An 18,993-nucleotide genomic window follows, 5' to 3' on the forward strand; every position below is an offset into this window, starting at 1 on the left:
CCCGGCCCGGAGCGGCGGCCCTGACCCGGGGCGCCCTGCCCTGACCTGCCCCAGGGCGGTCCGCCGGGCCGGGGGCGCCCGGAGCATCTGGTGTCCCGGCCCGGCGGCGCGGTCAGCTCTGGCAGCGCACCGCGACGAAGCCGTCGCTGCCGGTCTTCACGTACGCGTCCGACACGTACTGGCCCGGCGCGATGTTGTCCCAGATGTCCGTCGTGCCGTACGGGCCGCTCACCGTCTCCCCGCGCCGCTGGCAGCGGATCGGCACCCGCACGTCGTACGGCAGCACCTTGACCAGCGGGCTGGTGGTGCTGGGGCCGCGCCGGACGTTGAGCCGGCAGCCGGGCGCCACCGGGTAGGTGACGGTGCCGGCCGCCGCGGTGGTGCCGACCTCGGTCGCCTCGTCCGTGCCGGCCGCCGCCGGGTCCCCCGGCTGCGCGATCTGCGTGGCGTCCGTGCCGTCCGCGGTGTTCGCGGTGTTCGCGGCTTCCGCCACGACCGTCTCTTCCATGGCCATCAGGCCCCTCCCCCGTCGGATATCCGAAGTCCCGCGTTTTGTCCGGGACATGCGCAGGCTAGCAAGCTCCACCGGCTCTGACCCCGCATCGACTAGGCTCCCTGCGTCGCGATCGCGGCCGAATTCACGGGGGTGGGGGGAATGCCGCCGCTGCGTAGCGCGGGGACAGGCCCGGAAGCGGAAGATCCGGAATACGCCGGACAGTACCGGCTCGAAGCGCGCCTCGGCTCGGGTGGCATGGGCGTCGTGCACCTGGCCCGCTCGGATTCCGGGCTGCGTCTCGCGGTGAAGGTCGTGCACGCGGATTTCGCCGCGGACCCCGAGTTCCGGGCGCGGTTCCGGCAGGAGGTGGCGGCCGCCCGGCGGGTCAGCGGGGCGTTCACGGCACCGGTGGTGGACGCCGACCCCGATGGCGAACGGCCGTGGATGGCGACGCTGTACATCCCCGGGCCGACCCTCGCCGAGCATGTGAAGCGGAACGGCCCGCTGGAGACGGACGAGGTGCTTCAGTTGGCGGCCGGGCTCGCCGAGGCACTGCGCGACATCCACCGGGCCGGCGTGGTGCACCGCGATCTCAAGCCGAGCAACGTGCTGCTCGCCGCGGACGGGCCGAAAGTCATCGACTTCGGTATCTCCCGGCCCGCCGACAGCGATCTGCGCACCGAGACCGGCAAGTTGATCGGCACCCCGCCGTTCATGGCGCCCGAGCAGTTCCAGCGGCCCCGTCAGGTGGGCCCGGCCGCCGATGTGTTCGCGCTCGGCTCGGTGCTGGTGCACGCGGCGACCGGCAGCGGGCCGTTCGACTCGGAGAGCCCCTACATCGTGGCGTACCAGGTGGTGCACGACGAGGCCGATCTGGCGGGCGTGCCGGACGATCTGGTGCCGCTGCTCAGCCGCTGCCTGGCCAAGGACCCCGAGGCCCGGCCCACCCCGGACGCGCTGATGGCGGCGCTCCGCGCGGTGCGCGGCCCGTACGCCCCGGCGCCGCGCGGCCCGCTGCCCCGGGTGCCGGCGCAGCGGCACGGCGGGAGCGGCGCGGCGGGCGGCGCGGGCCCGCTCGGCGGTGAGCGGGGGGCCGGAGCCGACCGGCGGGGTCCGGACCGTTCCGGCCGGCCCGGCGTCGGGCCGTCCGCCGCGGCGGACGGCGGCGCGGACGGTCGTACGGACGGCGACGGGGACGGCGGCGGGGCGGCCGGCCGGCGGGCGGGCCCGCGTCGGTTCGGCCGGCCGCGGGCGGCGCGCGGCTGGATCGTGCTGGGCCTGGTGCTGGCGGTGCTGCTGGGCGCGGGCACCGTCTGGACACTGCGGCAGTTCGACGCGCTCCAGCCGGCCGCCCGGAAGCCGGCGGCCGGTGAGGCGCGAGAGGACCGGCCGGCCTGGCGGGTCGACTTCGGCGCCACCGACGACGAGCCGGACGGCAGGCCGCTGTCCGCCTACTGCTCCTCCGGGCGCGGGGCGCTGTACTGCGCGGGGGCCGGCATCCGCGCCGCGCGGCTGGACCCGGCCGACGGGACGGTCGTCTGGTCGCTGCCCACCGACGGGCCGTCCGGTCCGGACGACGGCGCGCCCACCCCGCCGGTGCTCGCCGGCGGGCTGGTCCAGGTGCTCTCCCCGGACGGCACCCGGCTGGAGGCGCTCGACCCGGTGACCGACCGGGTCCGCTGGGACCGGGACGTGTCCGCCTTCGGCGGCCGGGTGTACCGGGCGGGCGGCACCGTGCTGCTGGTCGCGGTGGACGGCACGGTCACCGCGGTCGACGCGGCCACCGGGAAGGAACGCTGGCGGCACCGGATGGACGGGCACCAGCTTCCCGGGTTCTTCGCGGACGCCGCCGGGCGCACCGCGTACGCCAGCAGCGTGGCCGGCGACGGCTCCCGCACCCTGGTCACCGCGATCGACCCGGTGCGGGGCACCACCCGCTGGCAGCGCCGGCTGACCGGCAACCTCACCCCGGCGGGCACCGGGCCGGCCGGGGTGCTCCAGCTGACCAGCGCCGACCCGCAGAGCCGCACCGACGCGGTGGTGCGGTACGACCCGCGCGACGACACCGAGCGGCGGGCCCCGCTGGTCGCCCCGGTGTCCGCGATCAGCGTCGCGGCCCGTGGCGACGTGGTGTACCTGCTGTCCGGCGACGGCGGGCTGCTGGCCGTGGACACCCGGCGCACGGACGCGGCGCGGGCCCAGCTGTGGCGGCTGGAGACCTCGGTGGGCAATGCCTCGCCGCTGCTCGCCACCGCCGACCGGGTGTACTTCTCCTCGGCCGACGGCCGGCTGCTGGCGGTGGACGCGGTGGAGGGCGAACTGCTGGGGCAGACCCCGCTGCGGCCCGGCAGGGGCGATCAGGGCCTGGCGGACACCCTGCCGGCGCCGGTCGCGGCGGGCGGCCGGGTGTTCGGGGCCGCCCCGGACGGGTCGGTCTTCGCCGTGGACGAGCGGGCGCCCCGCGAGTGGTAGCGGCGACCGGGCCCGGGCACGGCCGCGGGGCGGGACCGGTCTCCCGGTCCCGCCCCGCGGCTCCACGGCCGGCCCCCCGGCCGGTACGGCGTGGTCAGCCCAGCTTGCTCACGTCCCGCACCGCGCCCTTGTCCGCGCTGGTCGCCATCGCCGCGTAGGCCCGCAGCGCCTGGGAGACCTTGCGGTCGCGGTTCTTCGGCGCGTAGACGCCACCGAGCGCCTCGCGGCGGGCGCGCAGCTCCTCGTCGGGCACCTTGAGCTCGATGGTGCGGCCGGGGATGTCGATGCGGATCAGGTCGCCGTCCTCGACCAGCGCGATGGTGCCGCCGGACGCCGCCTCCGGGGAGGCGTGGCCGATGGAGAGGCCGGAGGTGCCGCCGGAGAAGCGCCCGTCGGTGATGAGCGCGCACTTGGCGCCGAGCCCGCGGCCCTTGAGGAAGGACGTCGGGTAGAGCATCTCCTGCATGCCCGGGCCGCCCTTGGGGCCCTCGTAGCGCACCACCACCACGTCGCCCTCGGTGACCCGCTTGGTGAGGATCGCGTCCACCGCCTCCTCCTGGGACTCGACCACCACGGCCGGGCCCTCGAAGGTCCAGATCGACTCGTCCACGCCCGCGGTCTTCACCACGCAGCCGTCCTCGGCCAGGTTGCCGTAGAGGATGGCCAGGCCGCCCTCGGTGGAGTAGGCGTGCTCGATGTCGCGGATGCAGCCGTTGGCGGCGTCGGTGTCCAGGCTCTCCCACCGCTCGGACTGCGAGAAGGCGGTCGCGGAGCGGACGCAGCCGGGCGCGGCGTGGAACAGCTCGACCGCCTCCGGCGACGGGGAGCCGCCGCGGACGTCCCAGTTCTTGAGCCACTCGTCCAGAGACGCCGAGTGGATGGTGTGCACGTCCTCGCGGAGCAGTCCGGCCCGGTACAGCTCGCCCAGGATGGCCGGGATGCCGCCCGCCCGGTGGACGTCCTCCATGTGGTAGGTGCCGTTCGGGGCGACCTTGGACAGGCAGGGCAGCCGGCGGGAGAGCCGGTCGATGTCCTGCATGGTGAAGTCCAGTCCGGCCTCCTGGGCGGCGGCCAGCAGGTGCAGGATGGTGTTGGTGGAGCCGCCCATGGCGATGTCGAGCGCCACGGCGTTCTCGAAGGCGGCGCGGGATCCGACGCTGCGCGGCAGCACGGTCTCGTCGTCCTGCTCGTAGTAGCGGCGGGTGATCTCCACGACGGTGCGGCCCGCGTCCTCGTAGAGCGCCTTGCGGGCGGTGTGGGTGGCCAGCACCGATCCGTTGCCCGGCAGCGACAGGCCGATCGCCTCGGTGAGGCAGTTCATCGAGTTGGCGGTGAACATGCCGGAACAGGAGCCGCAGGTCGGACAGGCGGCCTCCTCGATGCGGGCCAGGTCCTCGTCCGAGACGGCCTCGTTGACCGCGTCCGCCATCGCGCTGACCAGGTCCAGGCCGGTCCGGACGGTGCCGTTGACCAGCGTCGCCTTGCCGGCCTCCATGGGGCCGCCGGAGACGAAGACGGTGGGGATGTCGAGCCGCATGGCGGCCATCAGCATGCCCGGGGTGATCTTGTCGCAGTTGGAGATGCAGATCAGCGCGTCCGCGCAGTGCGCCTCGACCATGTACTCGACCGAGTCGGCGATCAGGTCGCGGGAGGGCAGCGAGTAGAGCATGCCGCCGTGGCCCATGGCGATGCCGTCGTCGACCGCGATGGTGTTGAACTCGCGCGGGACGCCGCCCGCCGCCTTGATCGCCTCGGAGACGATCCGGCCGACCGGCTGCAGGTGGGTGTGGCCCGGCACGAACTCGGTGAAGCTGTTCGCCACCGCGATGATGGGCTTGCCGAAGTCCTCGCGCGCTACGCCGGCCGCGCGGAGGAGGGCTCGGGCGCCCGCCATGTTGCGGCCATGGGTGACAGTGCGGGACCTCAGCTGGGGCACGGTGCTCCACTCCCTCGGGTGTGCGGGTCGTCCGGCCGGCCGTCGGCGCAGCTGCGCTGCGGCGGCGGTCCGGTCACGTTTCGGCTGCCATCGAGCCTACGCCCCGAATCCAAGATCTGGACGTGATGTCCGGATGCCGGGACGGAAAAGTCGAGGGGTGGGCGCCCCGGCGCCCGGCTCAGTTCTCCGTGAGGTAGCGCTGGACGGTCGGTCCCACCATCGCGATGATGTCGTCGATCTCCGCGGAGGCGATCGGCTCCATCCTGATCACGTACCGCAGCACGGCGATCCCGACCAGCTGCCCGGCGGCGAGCTGCGCGCGGAACTTCGGCTCCGGCACATCGGCCAGCTCCTCCGCCATCCGCTCCAGGATCCGCCGCTCGATCAGCGAGCGCAGCACCCCGGCCGCGGTCTCGTTGGTCAGCGCGGAGCGCAGGACGGCGAGCATCGGGGCCCTGGTGTCGGGGCTCTCCCACACCCCGAACATGGCCCGGGCCATCCGTTCCCCCGCGCCCTCCCGCTCCCCGGCCGCGACCGCGTCGGGCACCGACAGGGCGGAGGCCATGGTCAGCTCGATGGCCGCGGCGAACACCTGCTCCTTGGTGCCGAAGTAGTGGTGCACCAGCGCCGGGTCCACCCCGGCCGCCTTGGCGATGCCGCGCACCGAGGTCTTGTCGTAACCCCGCTCGGCGAACTCGGTGCGGGCCGCCGCCAGGATGCGGTCCCGGGCGCCGGGCCCCTCGGCGGCGCCGGTCCGGGCGGGCCGGCCGCGGCGGCGCGGGGCGGTGGCCGGGGCCTCCTCCGGGGCGCTCACCGGTCGGCCCCGTTCGTCGCGCTGGCCAGGTGCAGCCGGGTGAAGGCCAGCGCCTCGGCCAGGTCGGCCTCGCGCTCGGCGGACGACATCGCCCGGCGGGTGTTGACCTCGACCACCACATGGCCGGCGAAGCCGCCGGCCGCGAGCCGTTCGAGCAGTTCGGCGCAGGGCTGGCTGCCGCGGCCGGGCACCAGGTGCTCGTCCTTGGCGGAGCCGCCGCCGTCGGCGAGGTGGATGTGGGCGAGCCGCTCGCCCATCCGGTCGATCATGGCGAGGGCGTCGGTCCGGGCGGTGGCGGTGTGCGACAGGTCGACGGTGAAGTGCCGGTAGTCGTCGTTGGTGACGTCCCAGTCGGGGGCGTAGGCGAGCATCTCGCGGTCCCGGTACCGCCACGGGTACATGTTCTCGACCGCGAACTTCACCTCGGTCTCGTCGCACATCCGCCAGATGCCGCGGACGAACTCGCGCGCGTAGCCGCGCTGCCAGCGGAACGGCGGATGGACCACCACGGTGGACGCGCCGAGCCGCTCGGCCGCCGCCCGGGCGCGCTGCAGCTTCGCCCACGGGTCGGTGGACCACACCCGCTGCGTGATCAGCAGGCACGGAGCGTGCACGGCCAGGATGGGCACCTGGTGGTAGTCGGAGAGCCGGCGGAGGGAGTCCACGTCCTGGCTGACCGGATCTGTCCACACCATGACCTCGACCCCGTCGTACCCGAGGCGGGCGGCGATCTCGAAGGCCGTCGCCGTCGACTCGGGATAGACCGACGCCGTGGACAGGGCGACCTTCGCATCCGGGATGCGCACCACTGGCTCTGTCACGTGGGACAGCGTACGGCCGCTCATCAGGCGGAGGGCAGATGGTCGAGCCGGCGGAGGATCACACCCTCCCGCAGCGCCCAGGGACAGATCTCCAGTTCCGCCACTCCGAACAGGTCCATCGCGCCCTCGGCGACCAGCGCTCCGGCGGCCAGCTGGGGGGCGCGGCCCTCCGACACGCCGGGCAGGTCGGCGCGCTGCACCGTCGGCATCACGGCGAGCTTCGGGACCCACTCCTCAAGCGCCCGGATGCTCAGCTTCCGCTCGGTGTACAGGCCCTCCGCGGAGCGGGCGGCACCGGCGATCCGGGCCAGCTGCTTGAAGGTCTTGGATGTGCCGACCACGTGGTCGGGCGCGCCGAACCGGCTGACGTCGCCGACCACCCGGGCGATCTCCGCCCGCACGTGCCGGCGCAGCGCGCGCACGTCGGACGGGTCGGGCGGGTCGCCGGGCAGCCAGCCCGCGGTGAGCCGCCCCGCGCCCAGCGGCAGCGAGGCCGCGAAGTCGGGCTCCTCGTCCAGTCCGTAGGCGATCTCCAGCGAGCCGCCGCCGATGTCCAGCACCAGCAGCCGGCCGGCCGACCAGCCGAACCAGCGGCGGGCGGCGAGGAAGGTGAGCCGGGCCTCCTCCGCGCCGCTCAGCACGGTCAGCTCGACCCCGGTCTCCTCGGTGACCCTGGCCAGCACCTCGTCGGCGTTGCGGGCCTCCCGGACGGCGGAGGTCGCGAACGGCAGGACCTCCTCCACCCCCTTGTCCTCGGCCGCCAGCTGGGCGTCCTTGATCACCTCGATGAGGCGTTCGACGCCCTGCGGGCCGATGGCGCCGGTGCCGTCGAGCAGCTCCGCCAGCCGCAGCTCCCTCTTGTGCGAGTGGGCCGGCAGCGGGCGGGCGCCGGGGTGCGCGTCCACCACGAGCAGGTGGACCGTGTTCGAACCCACGTCGAGGACTCCGAGTCTCATGCCTGAACGCTACTGCGCGACCGTCGTCCACCCGTACGGGTCCCGTCGCCGGCCGCGGGACCGGTACGGGGGGCAGGCGGCGTCGGAGTACGGTGCCGGGCCCGCATACGCTTGAAGGGTGGCAAAGACGAAAAAGGCGAAGCAGGACAAAGCCTCCAAGAAGGAGTCCGCACGGCACTCCGCGCAGCCGTCCCGGCACCCGGCCGCCGGCCCGGGTGCCGCCGACACCTGTGACGAAGTCGGCATCGACTTCCCCCGCGCCTGGGTCGAATTCCCCGACCCGGCCGACGACGAGCAGGTCTTCCGCTGCGACCTCACCTGGCTGACCTCCCGCTGGACCTGCGTCTTCGGGCAGGGCTGCCAGGGCATCCAGGCCGGCCGGGCCGCCGACGGCTGCTGCACCCTCGGCGCGCACTTCTCCGACGAGGACGACGAGCGGCGGGTGGCCCGCGAGATGGCGCGGCTGACCCCCGAGCTGTGGCAGTTCCACGACGTCGGCCACGCGAGCGGATGGGTGCAGACCGACGAGGACGGCGAGCGGCAGACCCGCCGCCACGAGGGCTCCTGCATCTTCCAGAACCGGCCCGGCTTCCCCGGCGGCGCGGGCTGCTCGCTGCACCTGCTGGCGCTGCGGGAGGGCCGGGAGCCGCTGGAGACCAAGCCGGACGTGTGCTGGCAGCTGCCGGTCCGGCGCACCTACGAGTGGATCGACCGGCCGGACGACACCCGGGTGCTCCAGGTGTCGATCGGCGAGTACGACCGCCGGGGCTGGGGCCCGGGCGGCCACGACCTGCACTGGTGGTGCACCTCGGCGACCTCGGCGCACGGCGCCGGGAAGCCGGTGTACGAGTCGTACCGGCCGGAACTCATCGAGCTGATGGGCCCCGCGGGGTACGCCAGGCTGGCCGAGCTGTGCGAACAGCGGCTGGCCCGGCAGCTCCCGCTGTTCGCGCCGCACCCGGCGGACCCGGTGCCGGCCCCCGGCCCGGCGCACCCGGGCGACCCGGCCGGCCCGGACCCGGCGCACCCCGCGGACCCGCCGGCCCCGGGGCGGTAGCGGCCGGCCGGCCGCCGGGCCCGGACCGGTGAGCCGGTCGGCCGTCGCCCCCGGACCACGGTGGAGCCGGTCAGCTGTCAGCCCCCGACCGCGGTAGAGCCGGTCCGCTGTCGGCCCCCGAACCGGTGGGCCGGTCGGCCTTCGGCCCCCGAACCGGTGGGCCGGCCGGACGTCGGCCCCGGACCAGTGGGGCCGGTCAGCCTTCGGGCCCGGACCGGCAGGGCCGGTCGGCCTTCGGTGCCGGAGCGGTGGGCCGGCCGGACGTCGGCCCCGGACCGGTGCGGCCGGTCAGCCTTCGGCCCCCGGACCAGTGGGGCCGGACGTCGGCCCCGGACCGGTGCGGCCGGTCAGCCTTCGGTCCCCGGACCGGTGGGGTCGGACGTCGGCCCCGGGCCGGGGTCGCCGGGGCCGGTCGGTTCCGGATCCGGGCCGGGGGAGGTCGGGCCGGGCGTGGGCTCCGGACCGGGTGCCACCCCCCGTCCCTCGACCACCACCACCCCGCCGTGCGGTCCCACCGCCACCCGCGCGCTCCACGGGCCCGCGGGCTCCCGGTCGCGGTCCACCGAGACGGTGATCGCGGTGGTTTCGCCGGGATTCAGCACCCCCGCCGTGTGGCTGAGCTGGAGCCACTCCGCGTCCGCCGACGCGGACCAGCCGACCGGCGCCCCGCCGGACGCTGTCAGGGTGATCACGGTGACCTCGCCGCGCGGCTGGGCGTCGACGGTCAGCCGGCCCGGTCCGGGAGCCGGCCGGTCCGGGGCCGGGGCGCCCGGCCGGTCCGCGCGCGCCCCCGGTTCCCCGGGCGCCTGCGGGGACCCGCCCGGCCGGCCCGCCGGGCCGGCGGCCCGCCGGTCGGTACCGCCGCCGAACACGTCGACCGTGACGTCGGCGCCGGGGCGCCCGGTGCCGGATCCCGGCCGGTCCGCCCCGCGCTCGGCGCCGCCCGCCCGCTCGTAGGGCCGGCCGCCCGGCCCGGCCCCGTCCCCGGCGCCGGCCTCCTCACGGGCGGAGACCGCGTCCGGGTCGTGCCCCTCGCCGGTCAGCGGGGCGCCCCGGTAGGCCGCCCAGAGCGCCAGCACCGGCGCCGCCACCACGGTGGCGACCACCGTGGTGGTCATCGCCCGGCTGCGCAGCCGGCGCCGCCGGGCGGCCCGGTCCTTGGGGTCCAGCGGGAACCCGAACCGGTTGAAACGGGGCTCGCCGGCCCGCGCCGGGCGGGCACGCAGGGCGCGGACCAGCGCGGCGTGCACCGCCGGGCGGGGAGCCTCCAGCACCGGCAGCGCGGCGGGCGCGGCGGCGTTCCCCGGCCACGGCCCGCCCGCCGTGGCCCGCTCCGCCCGGCGGCGGCACTCCGGGCAGTCATCCACGTGCCGTACCAGTTCGCGGCGGAGGGCCGCGGAGAACAGCACCTCGCTGTCACCCGCCAGCCGGGCCACCACCGGGCAGTGGCCGAGTTCCACCACCGCGAGCGCGGCCCGGGTCCGCTCGACCTCGCAGGCGGCGCCGGCGAGCAGCGTCCGCGCCTCGTCGCGCTCGCGGCCGAGCACCGCCGCGACCTCCCGGGGCGAGAGCTGGTGGCGGACCGCCAGCTCCAGTGCCTCGCGCTGCTCCGGGGTGGTCCCGGCGGCCTCCGGCCAGGCGAGGGCGGACAGTTCCCGGCGGCGCCGCTCGGCGGTCCCGGCCGGCGGTCCGCCGGGGGAGCCGGCGGCCGGACCGGTGGCGGCCGCCACCCCGCCCGCGGTACCGCCCGGGGCGTCGCCGCCGGGCTCGGCGTCGGGGGACCCGGTGCCGGGCTCCCCGGACGGGCCCCCGGCCGGCTCGGCGAGCTTGCGCAGACAGGCCCAGCGGGCGACGGCGTACAGCCAGGGGCGGCGCAGCTCGTCGTCGACCGGGACCCGCCGTCCACGGCCGCGGTCCCGCTGCCGCTCGGCCACCGCGAGGGCCTCGCCCAGCGCGGCGGTGGCGGCCTCGTGGTCGCACAACACGGACAGGCAGTACGTGAAGAGGCCGTCCAGATACGGCTCGTAGCGCGCCGGAGGGCGCTGGGGTCGCGTGGCGGCGGAGCGCGCGGAACGGCGGTGCGCCCGGTGTGCGCCGGTGGTGTGCGTTGGGTGCTCAGACCGTGTGCTCATCACCCGGTGACGGTAGGGGGACGATGCAGACACACTCGCACCTCTCGGGCAGGTTTAACCCCTATGGGTGACCCGCTCCCCCGAAAGGGGACACTTTTCCCACTCTTTCCGCCGCAACCTTGCCGATGCGGTCGCCTTCCGCCCGCGCACTGTGCTCCCCGGTTCGCGCCCTTCCCGCCCCCGGCGCGCCGGTCCGCGCCTGCCCGCTCCCCCGCGCCTGCCCGCGTCCTGCCCGCTCCCCCTCTTTCCCTCCCGCCCTCGCTCTCCCTCCCGCCCTCCCTCGCTCTCCCTCGCTCTCCCCTCCACCGCGGCCGGTGACCCCGCCCGCCGCGGGCCCTCGGTGCCCGGTGTCGGTGCCCACCGCTAGCGTTGCGGCATGGCTGCCCGTACTTCCCGCTCGTCCGCCAAGGACCGGCCCTCCTACCGCTGCACCGAGTGCGGCTGGACCACCGCCAAGTGGCTCGGCCGCTGCCCCGAGTGCCAGGCGTGGGGCACGGTCGAGGAGTTCGGCGCGCCCGCGGTGCGGACCACCGCGCCCGGCCGGGTCACCTCCGCCGCCCTGCCCATCGGCCAGGTCGACGGCCGCCAGGCCGCCGCCCGCGGCACCGGCGTGGACGAGCTGGACCGGGTGCTCGGCGGCGGGCTGATCCCCGGCGCCGTGGTGCTGCTGGCGGGCGAACCCGGTGTCGGCAAGTCCACCCTGCTGCTGGACGTGGCCGCCAAGGCGGCGACCGAGGACCACCGCACGCTCTACATCACCGGGGAGGAGTCGGCGAGCCAGGTGCGGCTGCGGGCGGACCGCATCGGCGCGCTCTCCGAGCACCTCTACCTCGCCGCGGAGACCGATCTGTCCGCGGTCCTGGGCCACCTGGACTCGGTCAGGCCGTCGCTGCTCGTCCTGGACTCCGTGCAGACCGTGGCCTCTCCCGAGATCGACGGCGCGCCCGGCGGCATGGCCCAGGTCAGGGAGGTCGCCGGGGCGCTGATCCGGGCCTCCAAGGAGCGCGGCATGGCCACCCTGCTGGTCGGCCACGTCACCAAGGACGGCACCATCGCCGGCCCGCGGCTGCTGGAGCATCTGGTGGACGTGGTGCTGCACTTCGAGGGCGACCGGCACGCCCGGCTGCGACTGGTACGCGGCGTCAAGAACCGGTACGGCGCCACCGACGAGGTCGGCTGCTTCGAACTGCACGACGAGGGCATCACCGGGCTGGCCGACCCGTCCGGTCTCTTCCTCACCCGCCGCGACGAACCGGTGCCGGGCACCTGTCTGACGGTCACCCTGGAGGGCCGCCGCCCGCTGGTGGCCGAGGTGCAGGCGCTCACCGTCGACTCGCAGATCCCCTCGCCCCGCCGCACCACGTCCGGCCTGGAGACGTCCCGGGTGTCGATGATGCTCGCCGTGCTGGAGCAGCGCGGCAAGATCAGCGCGCTCGGCAAGCGCGACATCTACTCGGCCACGGTGGGCGGGGTGAAGCTCTCCGAGCCCGCGGCCGACCTGGCGGTGGCGCTCGCCCTGGCCAGCGCCGCCAGCGACACCCCGCTGCCGAAGAACCTGGTCGCCATCGGCGAGGTGGGCCTGGCGGGCGAGGTCCGGCGGGTGACGGGCGTGCAGCGCCGGCTCGCCGAGGCGTCCCGGCTGGGCTTCACCCATGCCCTGGTGCCCGCCGACCCGGGCAGGGTGCCGCCCGGCATGCGGGTCACCGAAGTCGCCGACATAGGGGACGCGCTCCGGGTGCTGCCCCGCCGGCGTTCCGCCGCCAAGGCCCCCGAGGCGCGGCCGGAGGGCGCCGGGGACGGACGCGTACGCCGGGACGCCCCACGGGAGGCGGTCGAGCGCCGGTAGACTTTGCCCTGGTCTCGCCCGTCAACGAAGTATTGCCGTCAGGCTCGGATACGCGCAGCAGGACGGCTGGGGCGGTCCGCGGCACCGAATGACCTGGCGACGGAGGAGTGCAGTGGCAGCAGGCGACCGGGCGGCAGCCCCTGGCAAGGCCGACGGTCTGATGCGCGCCTCCCTGAGCGCGGTCGCCCCCGGCACCGCGCTCCGCGACGGCCTGGAGCGGGTCCTGCGCGGCAACACCGGCGGACTCATCGTGCTCGGCATGGACAAGACCGTGGAATCGCTGTGCACCGGCGGTTTCGTGCTCGACGTGGAGTTCAGCGCGACCCGGCTGCGGGAGCTGTGCAAGCTGGACGGCGCGATGATCCTCGACAAGGACATCACCAAGATCGTGCGGGCCGGGGTGCAGCTGGTCCCGGACGCTTCGATCCCGACCGAGGAGACCGGCACCCGGCACCGCACCGCCCAGCGGGTGTCCATCCAGACCGGTCTGCCGGTGGTGTCGGTCAGCCAGTCGATGCGGCTGATCGCGCTCTACGTGGACGGTGAGCGGCGGGTCCTGGAGGAGTCCGCGGCCATCCTGTCCCGCGCCAACCAGGCGCTGGCCACCCTGGAGCGGTACAAGCTCCGGCTGGACGAGGTGGCCGGCACCCTCTCCGCCCTGGAGATCGAGGACCTGGTCACCGTCCGGGACGTGACGGCGGTGGCCCAGCGCCTGGAGATGGTGCGGCGGATCGCCACCGAGATCGCCGAGTACGTGGTCGAGCTGGGCACCGACGGCCGGCTGCTCTCGCTCCAACTCGACGAGCTGATCGCGGGCGTGGAGCCGGAGCGCGAGCTGGTGATCCGGGACTACGTGCCCGAGCCCACGGCCAAGCGCACCCGCACCGTCGCCGAGGCGCTCGCCGAGCTCGACCGGCTCAGCCACCCCGAGCTGCTGGAACTCCCCATCGTGGCCCGTGCGCTGGGCTACAGCGGCTCCCCCGAGACGCTGGACTCCGCCGTTTCCCCGCGCGGTTTCCGGCTGCTGGCCAAGGTGCCCCGGCTGCCGGGCGCCATCATCGAGCGGCTGGTCGACCACTTCGGCGGGCTGCAGAAGCTGCTCGCGGCGAGCGTGGACGACCTCCAGACGGTCGACGGGGTGGGCGAGGCGCGGGCCCGCTCGGTGCGCGAGGGGCTGTCGCGGCTCGCGGAGTCCTCGATCCTCGAACGGTACGTCTGACGCCGGGCGGTGCGCCGCCCGCGGCGCCGGCGTCCGGCGCGCCACCCGGGCCGGCGTCGAGGCTGTCGTCGAGGCCGGGGGCGGCCTCGGAGCGGTGCCGGGAGGCGCCGCCCGGCACGGGCGTCAGTCCTTCTTCAGCACGAACGACACCTGCGCCGCGCCCAGCCCGCTCACCTTCGCCTCCACCAGGTAAGTACCGGACGCGGCGGCCGTACCACCGCTGGGCGGCGCGCAGTTCTCCGCGCTCCGCTTCCGGTCCCACTCCAGGGTGCGCTTGATCTGCCCGCCCGCGGGCACCTCGACGAACGCCGCCGTGCTGCCCTTCGGGCAGTCGTCGGTGGCCCAGACGTGGTCGTTGTCGGCGTCGGTGATGGTCAGCGATGCCGAGACCCGGCCGAAGTCCACCTTGCAGGGCGCGTCCGAGGAGTTCTTGACGATCATTTCGAAGACCGGCTTCTCGTCCGGCGCGTAGGAGTTCTTCGCCTTCCCGTCCCGCACGCTGCGGACCGACAGCTCGACGTCGCCCGCCTTGCAGGCCGCCAGCGCCGAGTCCGCGGGCACGACCCTGCCGTCGCCGGTCCCGATGCCCCGGCCGGCCGTGCCCTCCCCTGCGCTGCCGCCGGTCCCGGCCGAGCCGCCGTCGGCGTCGCCGTCCTCGCCGTCCGAGCCGGTGCCGTCGTCGTCGGCCTCGTCCCGGCCGCCGGGTCGCCCGCTGTTCACCGGCGTGGACGAGGACGGTCCGGGCGTGATGGTGCTCGCGGCACCGCCGCCACCGGGGCCCTTGCCGTCGTCCTTCTTCCCGCCGTCCGAACCGCCCAGGCTGAAGGCCCAGACGACCAGGAGCACCAGGAGCGCGAGCAGGAGCAGCGCAACTGCCCTCCGTCGCCAGTAGATGGAGGAGGGAAGCGGCCCGATCGGATTGCGCAGAGATCCCACGCGGAAACTCTACGAGAGATCCGTCGCACGACCAGCCAGTACCCGCCGTACGGCACCCGTACTTTTCTCATCATCGGACGGGACAGTGTCCGTCACGTCTGACTTTCGTCAGATACCCGTGCTGTCGATCGCCCGATGTGGTGAGTCGGTAACGGTCCATAACGTCCGGGTCCATGACGAGCAGTGATCTCTACCGCCACATCACGGACGCCGCCCACGAGTCACCGGGCTGGTTGCACAGCGTGGCCGAATTCGGTACCGACGCCGGGCTGGTCGTACTCCTGGTGGTGGTCGCGGCCGCCTGGTGGCGGGCCCGGCTCGACTCCGCCCGCCAACTGGCCCTGACGCTCCTGGTTCCGGTCGGCACCGCGCTCGCGTACGGCATCAGCGAACTGGCCAAGACGGTCGTGGACGAGGAGCGTCCGTGCCGGGCGGTCCCGGACGCGGCACCGCCGATCGCGGCCTGTCCGGAGCCGGGCGACTGGTCCTTCCCCAGCAACCACGCGACGCTGGCCGCCGCGCTGGCGGTGGGCGCGGTGCTCGCCTGGCGGCGCACCGCCCCGCTGGTCCTGCCGCTCGCCGTCCTGCTGGCCTGCTCCCGGGTCTTCGTCGGCGTGCACTACCCGCACGACGTGGTGGCGGGGTGCGTGCTGGGCGGCCTGGTGGCGTACGGCTGCACCCGGCTGGCGGCGGCGCCGGTGACGGCCCGGGTGGAACGGATCCGGGGCGCGGCCGGCCCGGTGCCCGGCCACCGGGCCGGGCGGGCCTCCGGGGCGGGCCGCCCGCTGCGGCTCCTGGTGGGCCCCGGCCCCGCACCGGTCGGGGCCGGCCACCGGGCCGGCCCCGACCGCCTGTCCGCCGGCGGCCGCCGCTGACCCCCGGCGACATCGCTGACCCCGGCGATCGCCGCTCACCTCGGCGGCCGTCGCTGGCCCGGCGAGGTCGCTGACCCCGGCGGCCGTCGCTGGCCCCCCGGCGCCAAGGGCCCGGCAGGGTCCGGGAGCCGTCGGGGACCAGTGACGACGGGGGCCGGGGACCGTCAGGGACCAGGGACCGTCAGGGACCAGGAGCCGTCAGGGACCAGGGACCGTCAGGGGCCGGGGTCGGGTTCGACGACCAGGCCCGCCTCGTACGCGACGATCGCCGCCTGCACCCGGTTGCCGACCCCCAACCGGTCCAGGACCGCGCTGACATAGCCCTTCACCGTGCCTTCGACCAGATGCAGCCGCCGGGCGATCTCCGCGTTCGGCAGTCCGGCGCCCACCAGGGCCAGCACCTCCCGCTCGCGCGCGGTGAGCACCTCGGTACGGGCCCGGGCCGCCGCGCCCCGGGCGAGCCGCTCGCCGCCCAGCTGGGTGATGACGTACCGGGCCACCGCGGGCGACAGGAACGCCCCGCCGCCTGCCACCGCCCGCACCCCGGCGATGAGTTCGTACGGGTCACCGGACTTCAGCAGGAATCCGGTGGCGCCGCCGCCCAGGGCCCGGGCCACGTACGCGTCCTCGGAGAAGGTGGTCAGCATCGCGACCGCGGTCCCGGGGGCGGTGCGCGCCAACTGTTCGCAGGCGGCGAGCCCGTCGAGCCTCGGCATCCGGATGTCGAGCAGCGCGACGTCGGGCCGGTGGGCCCGCACGGCCTCCACCGCCGCCCGCCCGTCCGCCGCCTCCGCCACGACCTCGATCCCGGGGTCGGCGGCGAGGATCGCGCGTACCCCGGCACGGATCACCGCCTCGTCGTCGGCGAGCAGCACCCGGATGGTGTCCCCGGGCGCGGCCGCCGTCCCCGTCGCCGCGGTCACTGCCGCCTCCGCCTGGTCCATCTCCCCTTCTCCTTCCCTCCAGTGGTCCGCCTCCGCCGCCGGGCCCGCTCTCGTCACCGGTCCCGCCGCGGCCCGACCCCGTCCCGTCGCGGGCGCGTCCCCGGTCCCGTCGCGGGCGCGTCCCCGGTCGCCCGCCTCCGCCGCCGGTCCGCGCGCCGCCGTCACCACGGCCGGCCCGGCCGTCGGTCCGGTCCGGGGCCCGGTCCGTGCTCCGGACCGTGTTCCGGTCCGGGGCCCGGTCCCCGTGGTCCTATCCACGGTCCGGCCCGCGGCCGGGTCCGTACGGCGGCGGGTGCTGCGGCGCCGGCCGCTCGTCGGGCGGCGGGGCGGTGCGCGGGGGCACCCCGACCCCGGGCACCACGTCCTTGGCGACCAGCCGGCCGCCCCGGAAGCAGAGCCGGAAGTGGTCCACGCTCACGAAGAGTTCGTCACTGGCACGGTAGTAGTCGCAGCGCGATCCGGGCGGCCGGGCCGGCGCCCGTTCCAGCGGCGGATCGGTGGCGACCCGGTCCGGCAGCACGGGTTCGATCTCCGCGTACGGCTCGCCGACCCGGAGCGCGGCGTAGTCCCGCGGATCGAGCACGCAGTGGGTCCGGGTGTACGCGTACCAGCCGACCGCCGCGGTCACCACCAGCGCCGCCAGCCCGCCGCCGACCGAGAGCGAGCGCACCAGCCCCCGGCGGCTGGCACGGCGCGCCCGGGCGAACTCGCGCACGGCTCCCGGGCCGGCCTCGCCGTCGCCGCCGGGCGGCGGGTCATCCGGGTACCGCGCCCCCGCGACCGGGCGCGGGGGCACCTCGGCCGGGTCCCGGTGCCCGGCGCCGGGGTCCGCCGGGTGCCCGGCCGGATCCGCGCCGGGTCCGCCGGCCCCGGGCGGGTCCTTCTCCCCGGCCGCCGAGTGCGGCAACCGCGCCACCACCTCGAAGCCACCGTCCCGGGGGCCCGCCGAGAAGGACCCGCCCACCAGGGCCACCCGCTCCCGCAGCCCGAGCAGCCCGGTCCCGGACCCGGACCCGGCGCCGGAGCGGCGGCCGGCCGCCCCGGCCGCCTGCGCCGGGCGGTGCCCGCCGGACGTCACCACCGTCACCACCGTCTCGTCCCGTCCGGCGCGCCCCCGGCCGCGGGCGGCGGGAGCGGGCCGCCCGCGGTCCGGGGCGGCGCGTTCGCCGATGCTCACCGTCACCTCGGCGCCCGGCGCGTGCTTCGCCGCGTTGGTCAGGGACTCCTGGACGACCCGGTAGGCGGCGCGCTCCGCCATCGGCGCCAGTGCGGTGCGCCCGGTACATCCGGTGCGCACCAGCCGCACCGGCAGCCCGGAGTCCGCCGCCCGCTCGACCAGGGCCTCGATGCTCTCCCCCGCCGGGACCAGCGGCGGGTCCTCCGGCCCGGCGGGCGGCGCGACGCCCGGCGGGCGCGAGGGGCCGCCGCCGGACCTGCCTGCCGCGGCCGTGCCGGTGCCGGCCGGCGGCGCGGTCGCGTCGCGCAGCACCCCGATGATCTCCCGGAGCCGCTCCGTCGCGTCGGCGGCGGCGACCCGCAGCTCCCGCGCGGCCGCCCGGTGTGCCGCGTCCAGCCCCGGGGCGACCTGGAGCGCGCCCGCCCGCAGCGCGATCAGGCTCAGGTCGTGGCCGAGGGAGTCGTGCATGTCCTGGGCGATCCGGGCGCGTTCCCGCAGCCGCGCCCGGTCGACGATGATCCGCTGCTCGCGTTCGAGCTGCGCGGCGCGGCTCCAGCCGGCCGCCACCAGGGCCCTGCTCTGCCTGCGGTGGCGGCCGGCGAGCCACGGGAAGGCGGCGCCGAAGAGCAGGGTGGCGACGAGCACCAGCCAGACGATCACCGGGTCGGGGGCGTCCACCGCGCGCACCGAGCCGGCCGCCGCGACCGCCGTGAAGGCGAGCAGCGCCGGACGGGCGGTCGGCGCCCGGTGCCCGGCCAGGTATCCCAGCACGGCCAGGGCGGGCGTGTAGGAGACGCTGAAGAGAGCCGGGTCGGCGGCGAGGCCGACGCCGGCGATCAGCAGCAGGGCGGGCACCGGCCACCGCCGGGACAGCGGCACCGCGGCGCCGAGCACCAGCAGTCCGCCCGCCGTGTGCCACCAGGGCAGCGGCACGCTCCGGCCGGCCCAGTCACCGAGCACCACGAACCCGGCCAGCACCGTCCACAGCAGTCCGTCGCGGACCGCCTGGCCGCGGGTACGGCGCGCGCGGCGCCCGTACCGCCGCCGCCCGCCCGGGTCCTGTTCGAGCGGTGGCTGCCCGATCAGGGCCTGCCCGCCCGGGGCCTCCCCCACCGGGGCCCGCGCACCCGGGGCCCGCCCACCCGGGGCCTGCCCGAGCGGTGGCCGCCCGCCCGGCGCCTGTCCGCGCGGCTCGGGGCCGGGCGGATCCTCCCGTCGCACGCCCGTCACCCCGGCGGCCTCCCGGGTGCGGGCCGTCCGGTGCGGGCGGCGGGTCGGGTGGAATCGTCTCACCGGCCCGACGCTACAAGCG

14 protein-coding genes are annotated in these 18,993 nt (G+C 76.2%); 5 read left to right on the forward strand and 9 right to left on the reverse strand.

Going from position 1 to position 18,993, the window contains the following annotated elements:
* Positions 1 to 112: 112 nt before the first annotated feature.
* Positions 113 to 514, reverse strand: a complete 402-nt coding sequence (locus ACH4B3_RS19545) for an SH3 domain-containing protein (RefSeq protein WP_398464213.1) — start codon at positions 512 to 514, stop codon at positions 113 to 115.
* A 237-nt stretch (positions 515 to 751) separates the two neighbouring features.
* On the opposite strand from ACH4B3_RS19545, the gene ACH4B3_RS19550 reads away from it, so the two are divergent.
* The gene (locus tag ACH4B3_RS19550) at positions 752 to 2,968 is read left to right on the forward strand and encodes a serine/threonine-protein kinase (RefSeq protein WP_398464214.1); all 2,217 of its coding nucleotides are present in this window, start codon (positions 752 to 754) and stop codon (positions 2,966 to 2,968) included.
* Positions 2,969 to 3,062: 94 nt separating this feature from the next.
* Here the strand turns inward: ACH4B3_RS19550 and ilvD are convergent, their stop codons facing one another.
* The 4 genes from ilvD to ACH4B3_RS19570 all read right to left on the reverse strand — a co-directional run bounded on the left by ilvD (position 3,063) and on the right by ACH4B3_RS19570 (position 7,495).
* Positions 3,063 to 4,904 (reverse strand): dihydroxy-acid dehydratase, encoded by a 1,842-nt coding sequence (gene ilvD / locus ACH4B3_RS19555; protein WP_398464216.1) that lies wholly within the window; start codon positions 4,902 to 4,904, stop codon positions 3,063 to 3,065.
* Between the two features lie 178 nt (positions 4,905 to 5,082).
* Positions 5,083 to 5,718: a TetR family transcriptional regulator gene (locus tag ACH4B3_RS19560; RefSeq protein ID WP_398464218.1), complete on the reverse strand. Its 636-nt coding sequence runs from the start codon at positions 5,716 to 5,718 to the stop codon at positions 5,083 to 5,085.
* Complete coding sequence (locus ACH4B3_RS19565; protein WP_398464220.1) at positions 5,715 to 6,563, reverse strand: sugar phosphate isomerase/epimerase family protein; 849 nt, start codon at positions 6,561 to 6,563, stop codon at positions 5,715 to 5,717. Before ACH4B3_RS19565 ends, ACH4B3_RS19560 begins: the two co-directional genes overlap by 4 nt.
* On the reverse strand, positions 6,563 to 7,495 hold the full coding sequence (locus tag ACH4B3_RS19570; RefSeq protein ID WP_398464222.1) for a Ppx/GppA family phosphatase: 933 nt from the start codon (positions 7,493 to 7,495) through the stop codon (positions 6,563 to 6,565). Before ACH4B3_RS19570 ends, ACH4B3_RS19565 begins: the two co-directional genes overlap by 1 nt.
* Before the next feature lie 118 nt (positions 7,496 to 7,613).
* On the opposite strand from ACH4B3_RS19570, the gene ACH4B3_RS19575 reads away from it, so the two are divergent.
* A complete protein-coding gene (locus tag ACH4B3_RS19575; RefSeq protein ID WP_398464224.1) occupies positions 7,614 to 8,552 on the forward strand; it encodes a hypothetical protein in 939 nt (312 codons plus the stop codon).
* Positions 8,553 to 8,899: 347 nt separating this feature from the next.
* On the opposite strand, the gene ACH4B3_RS19580 is transcribed toward ACH4B3_RS19575, so the two are convergent.
* Positions 8,900 to 10,684 (reverse strand): sigma-70 family RNA polymerase sigma factor, encoded by a 1,785-nt coding sequence (locus tag ACH4B3_RS19580; protein ID WP_398464226.1) that lies wholly within the window; start codon positions 10,682 to 10,684, stop codon positions 8,900 to 8,902.
* Positions 10,685 to 11,060: 376 nt separating this feature from the next.
* Between ACH4B3_RS19580 and radA the strand changes: the two genes are divergently transcribed.
* On the forward strand, positions 11,061 to 12,530 hold the full coding sequence (gene radA, locus ACH4B3_RS19585; protein WP_398464228.1) for a DNA repair protein RadA: 1,470 nt from the start codon (positions 11,061 to 11,063) through the stop codon (positions 12,528 to 12,530).
* Between the two features lie 160 nt (positions 12,531 to 12,690).
* Positions 12,691 to 13,749, forward strand: a complete 1,059-nt coding sequence (gene disA / locus ACH4B3_RS19590; RefSeq protein ID WP_398464635.1) for a DNA integrity scanning diadenylate cyclase DisA — start codon at positions 12,691 to 12,693, stop codon at positions 13,747 to 13,749.
* Positions 13,750 to 13,872: 123 nt separating this feature from the next.
* Here the strand turns inward: disA and ACH4B3_RS19595 are convergent, their stop codons facing one another.
* Positions 13,873 to 14,685, reverse strand: a complete 813-nt coding sequence (locus ACH4B3_RS19595; RefSeq protein ID WP_398464229.1) for a hypothetical protein — start codon at positions 14,683 to 14,685, stop codon at positions 13,873 to 13,875.
* Between the two features lie 173 nt (positions 14,686 to 14,858).
* Here ACH4B3_RS19595 and ACH4B3_RS19600 point away from each other — a divergent pair, with 173 nt between their 5' ends.
* On the forward strand, positions 14,859 to 15,560 hold the full coding sequence (locus ACH4B3_RS19600; protein WP_398464231.1) for a phosphatase PAP2 family protein: 702 nt from the start codon (positions 14,859 to 14,861) through the stop codon (positions 15,558 to 15,560).
* Positions 15,561 to 15,775: 215 nt separating this feature from the next.
* Here the strand turns inward: ACH4B3_RS19600 and ACH4B3_RS19605 are convergent, their stop codons facing one another.
* The gene (locus ACH4B3_RS19605; protein WP_398464233.1) at positions 15,776 to 16,504 is read right to left on the reverse strand and encodes a response regulator; all 729 of its coding nucleotides are present in this window, start codon (positions 16,502 to 16,504) and stop codon (positions 15,776 to 15,778) included.
* A 250-nt stretch (positions 16,505 to 16,754) separates the two neighbouring features.
* Positions 16,755 to 18,794, reverse strand: coding sequence for a sensor histidine kinase (locus ACH4B3_RS19610; protein ID WP_398464234.1), 2,040 nt, complete (start codon positions 18,792 to 18,794; stop codon positions 16,755 to 16,757).
* Between the last annotated feature and the right edge of the window lie 199 nt (positions 18,795 to 18,993).

Source organism: Streptomyces sp. NPDC018031, assembly GCF_044327625.1.
In the GTDB taxonomy this organism is placed as follows: Bacteria; Actinomycetota; Actinomycetes; order Streptomycetales; family Streptomycetaceae; genus Streptomyces.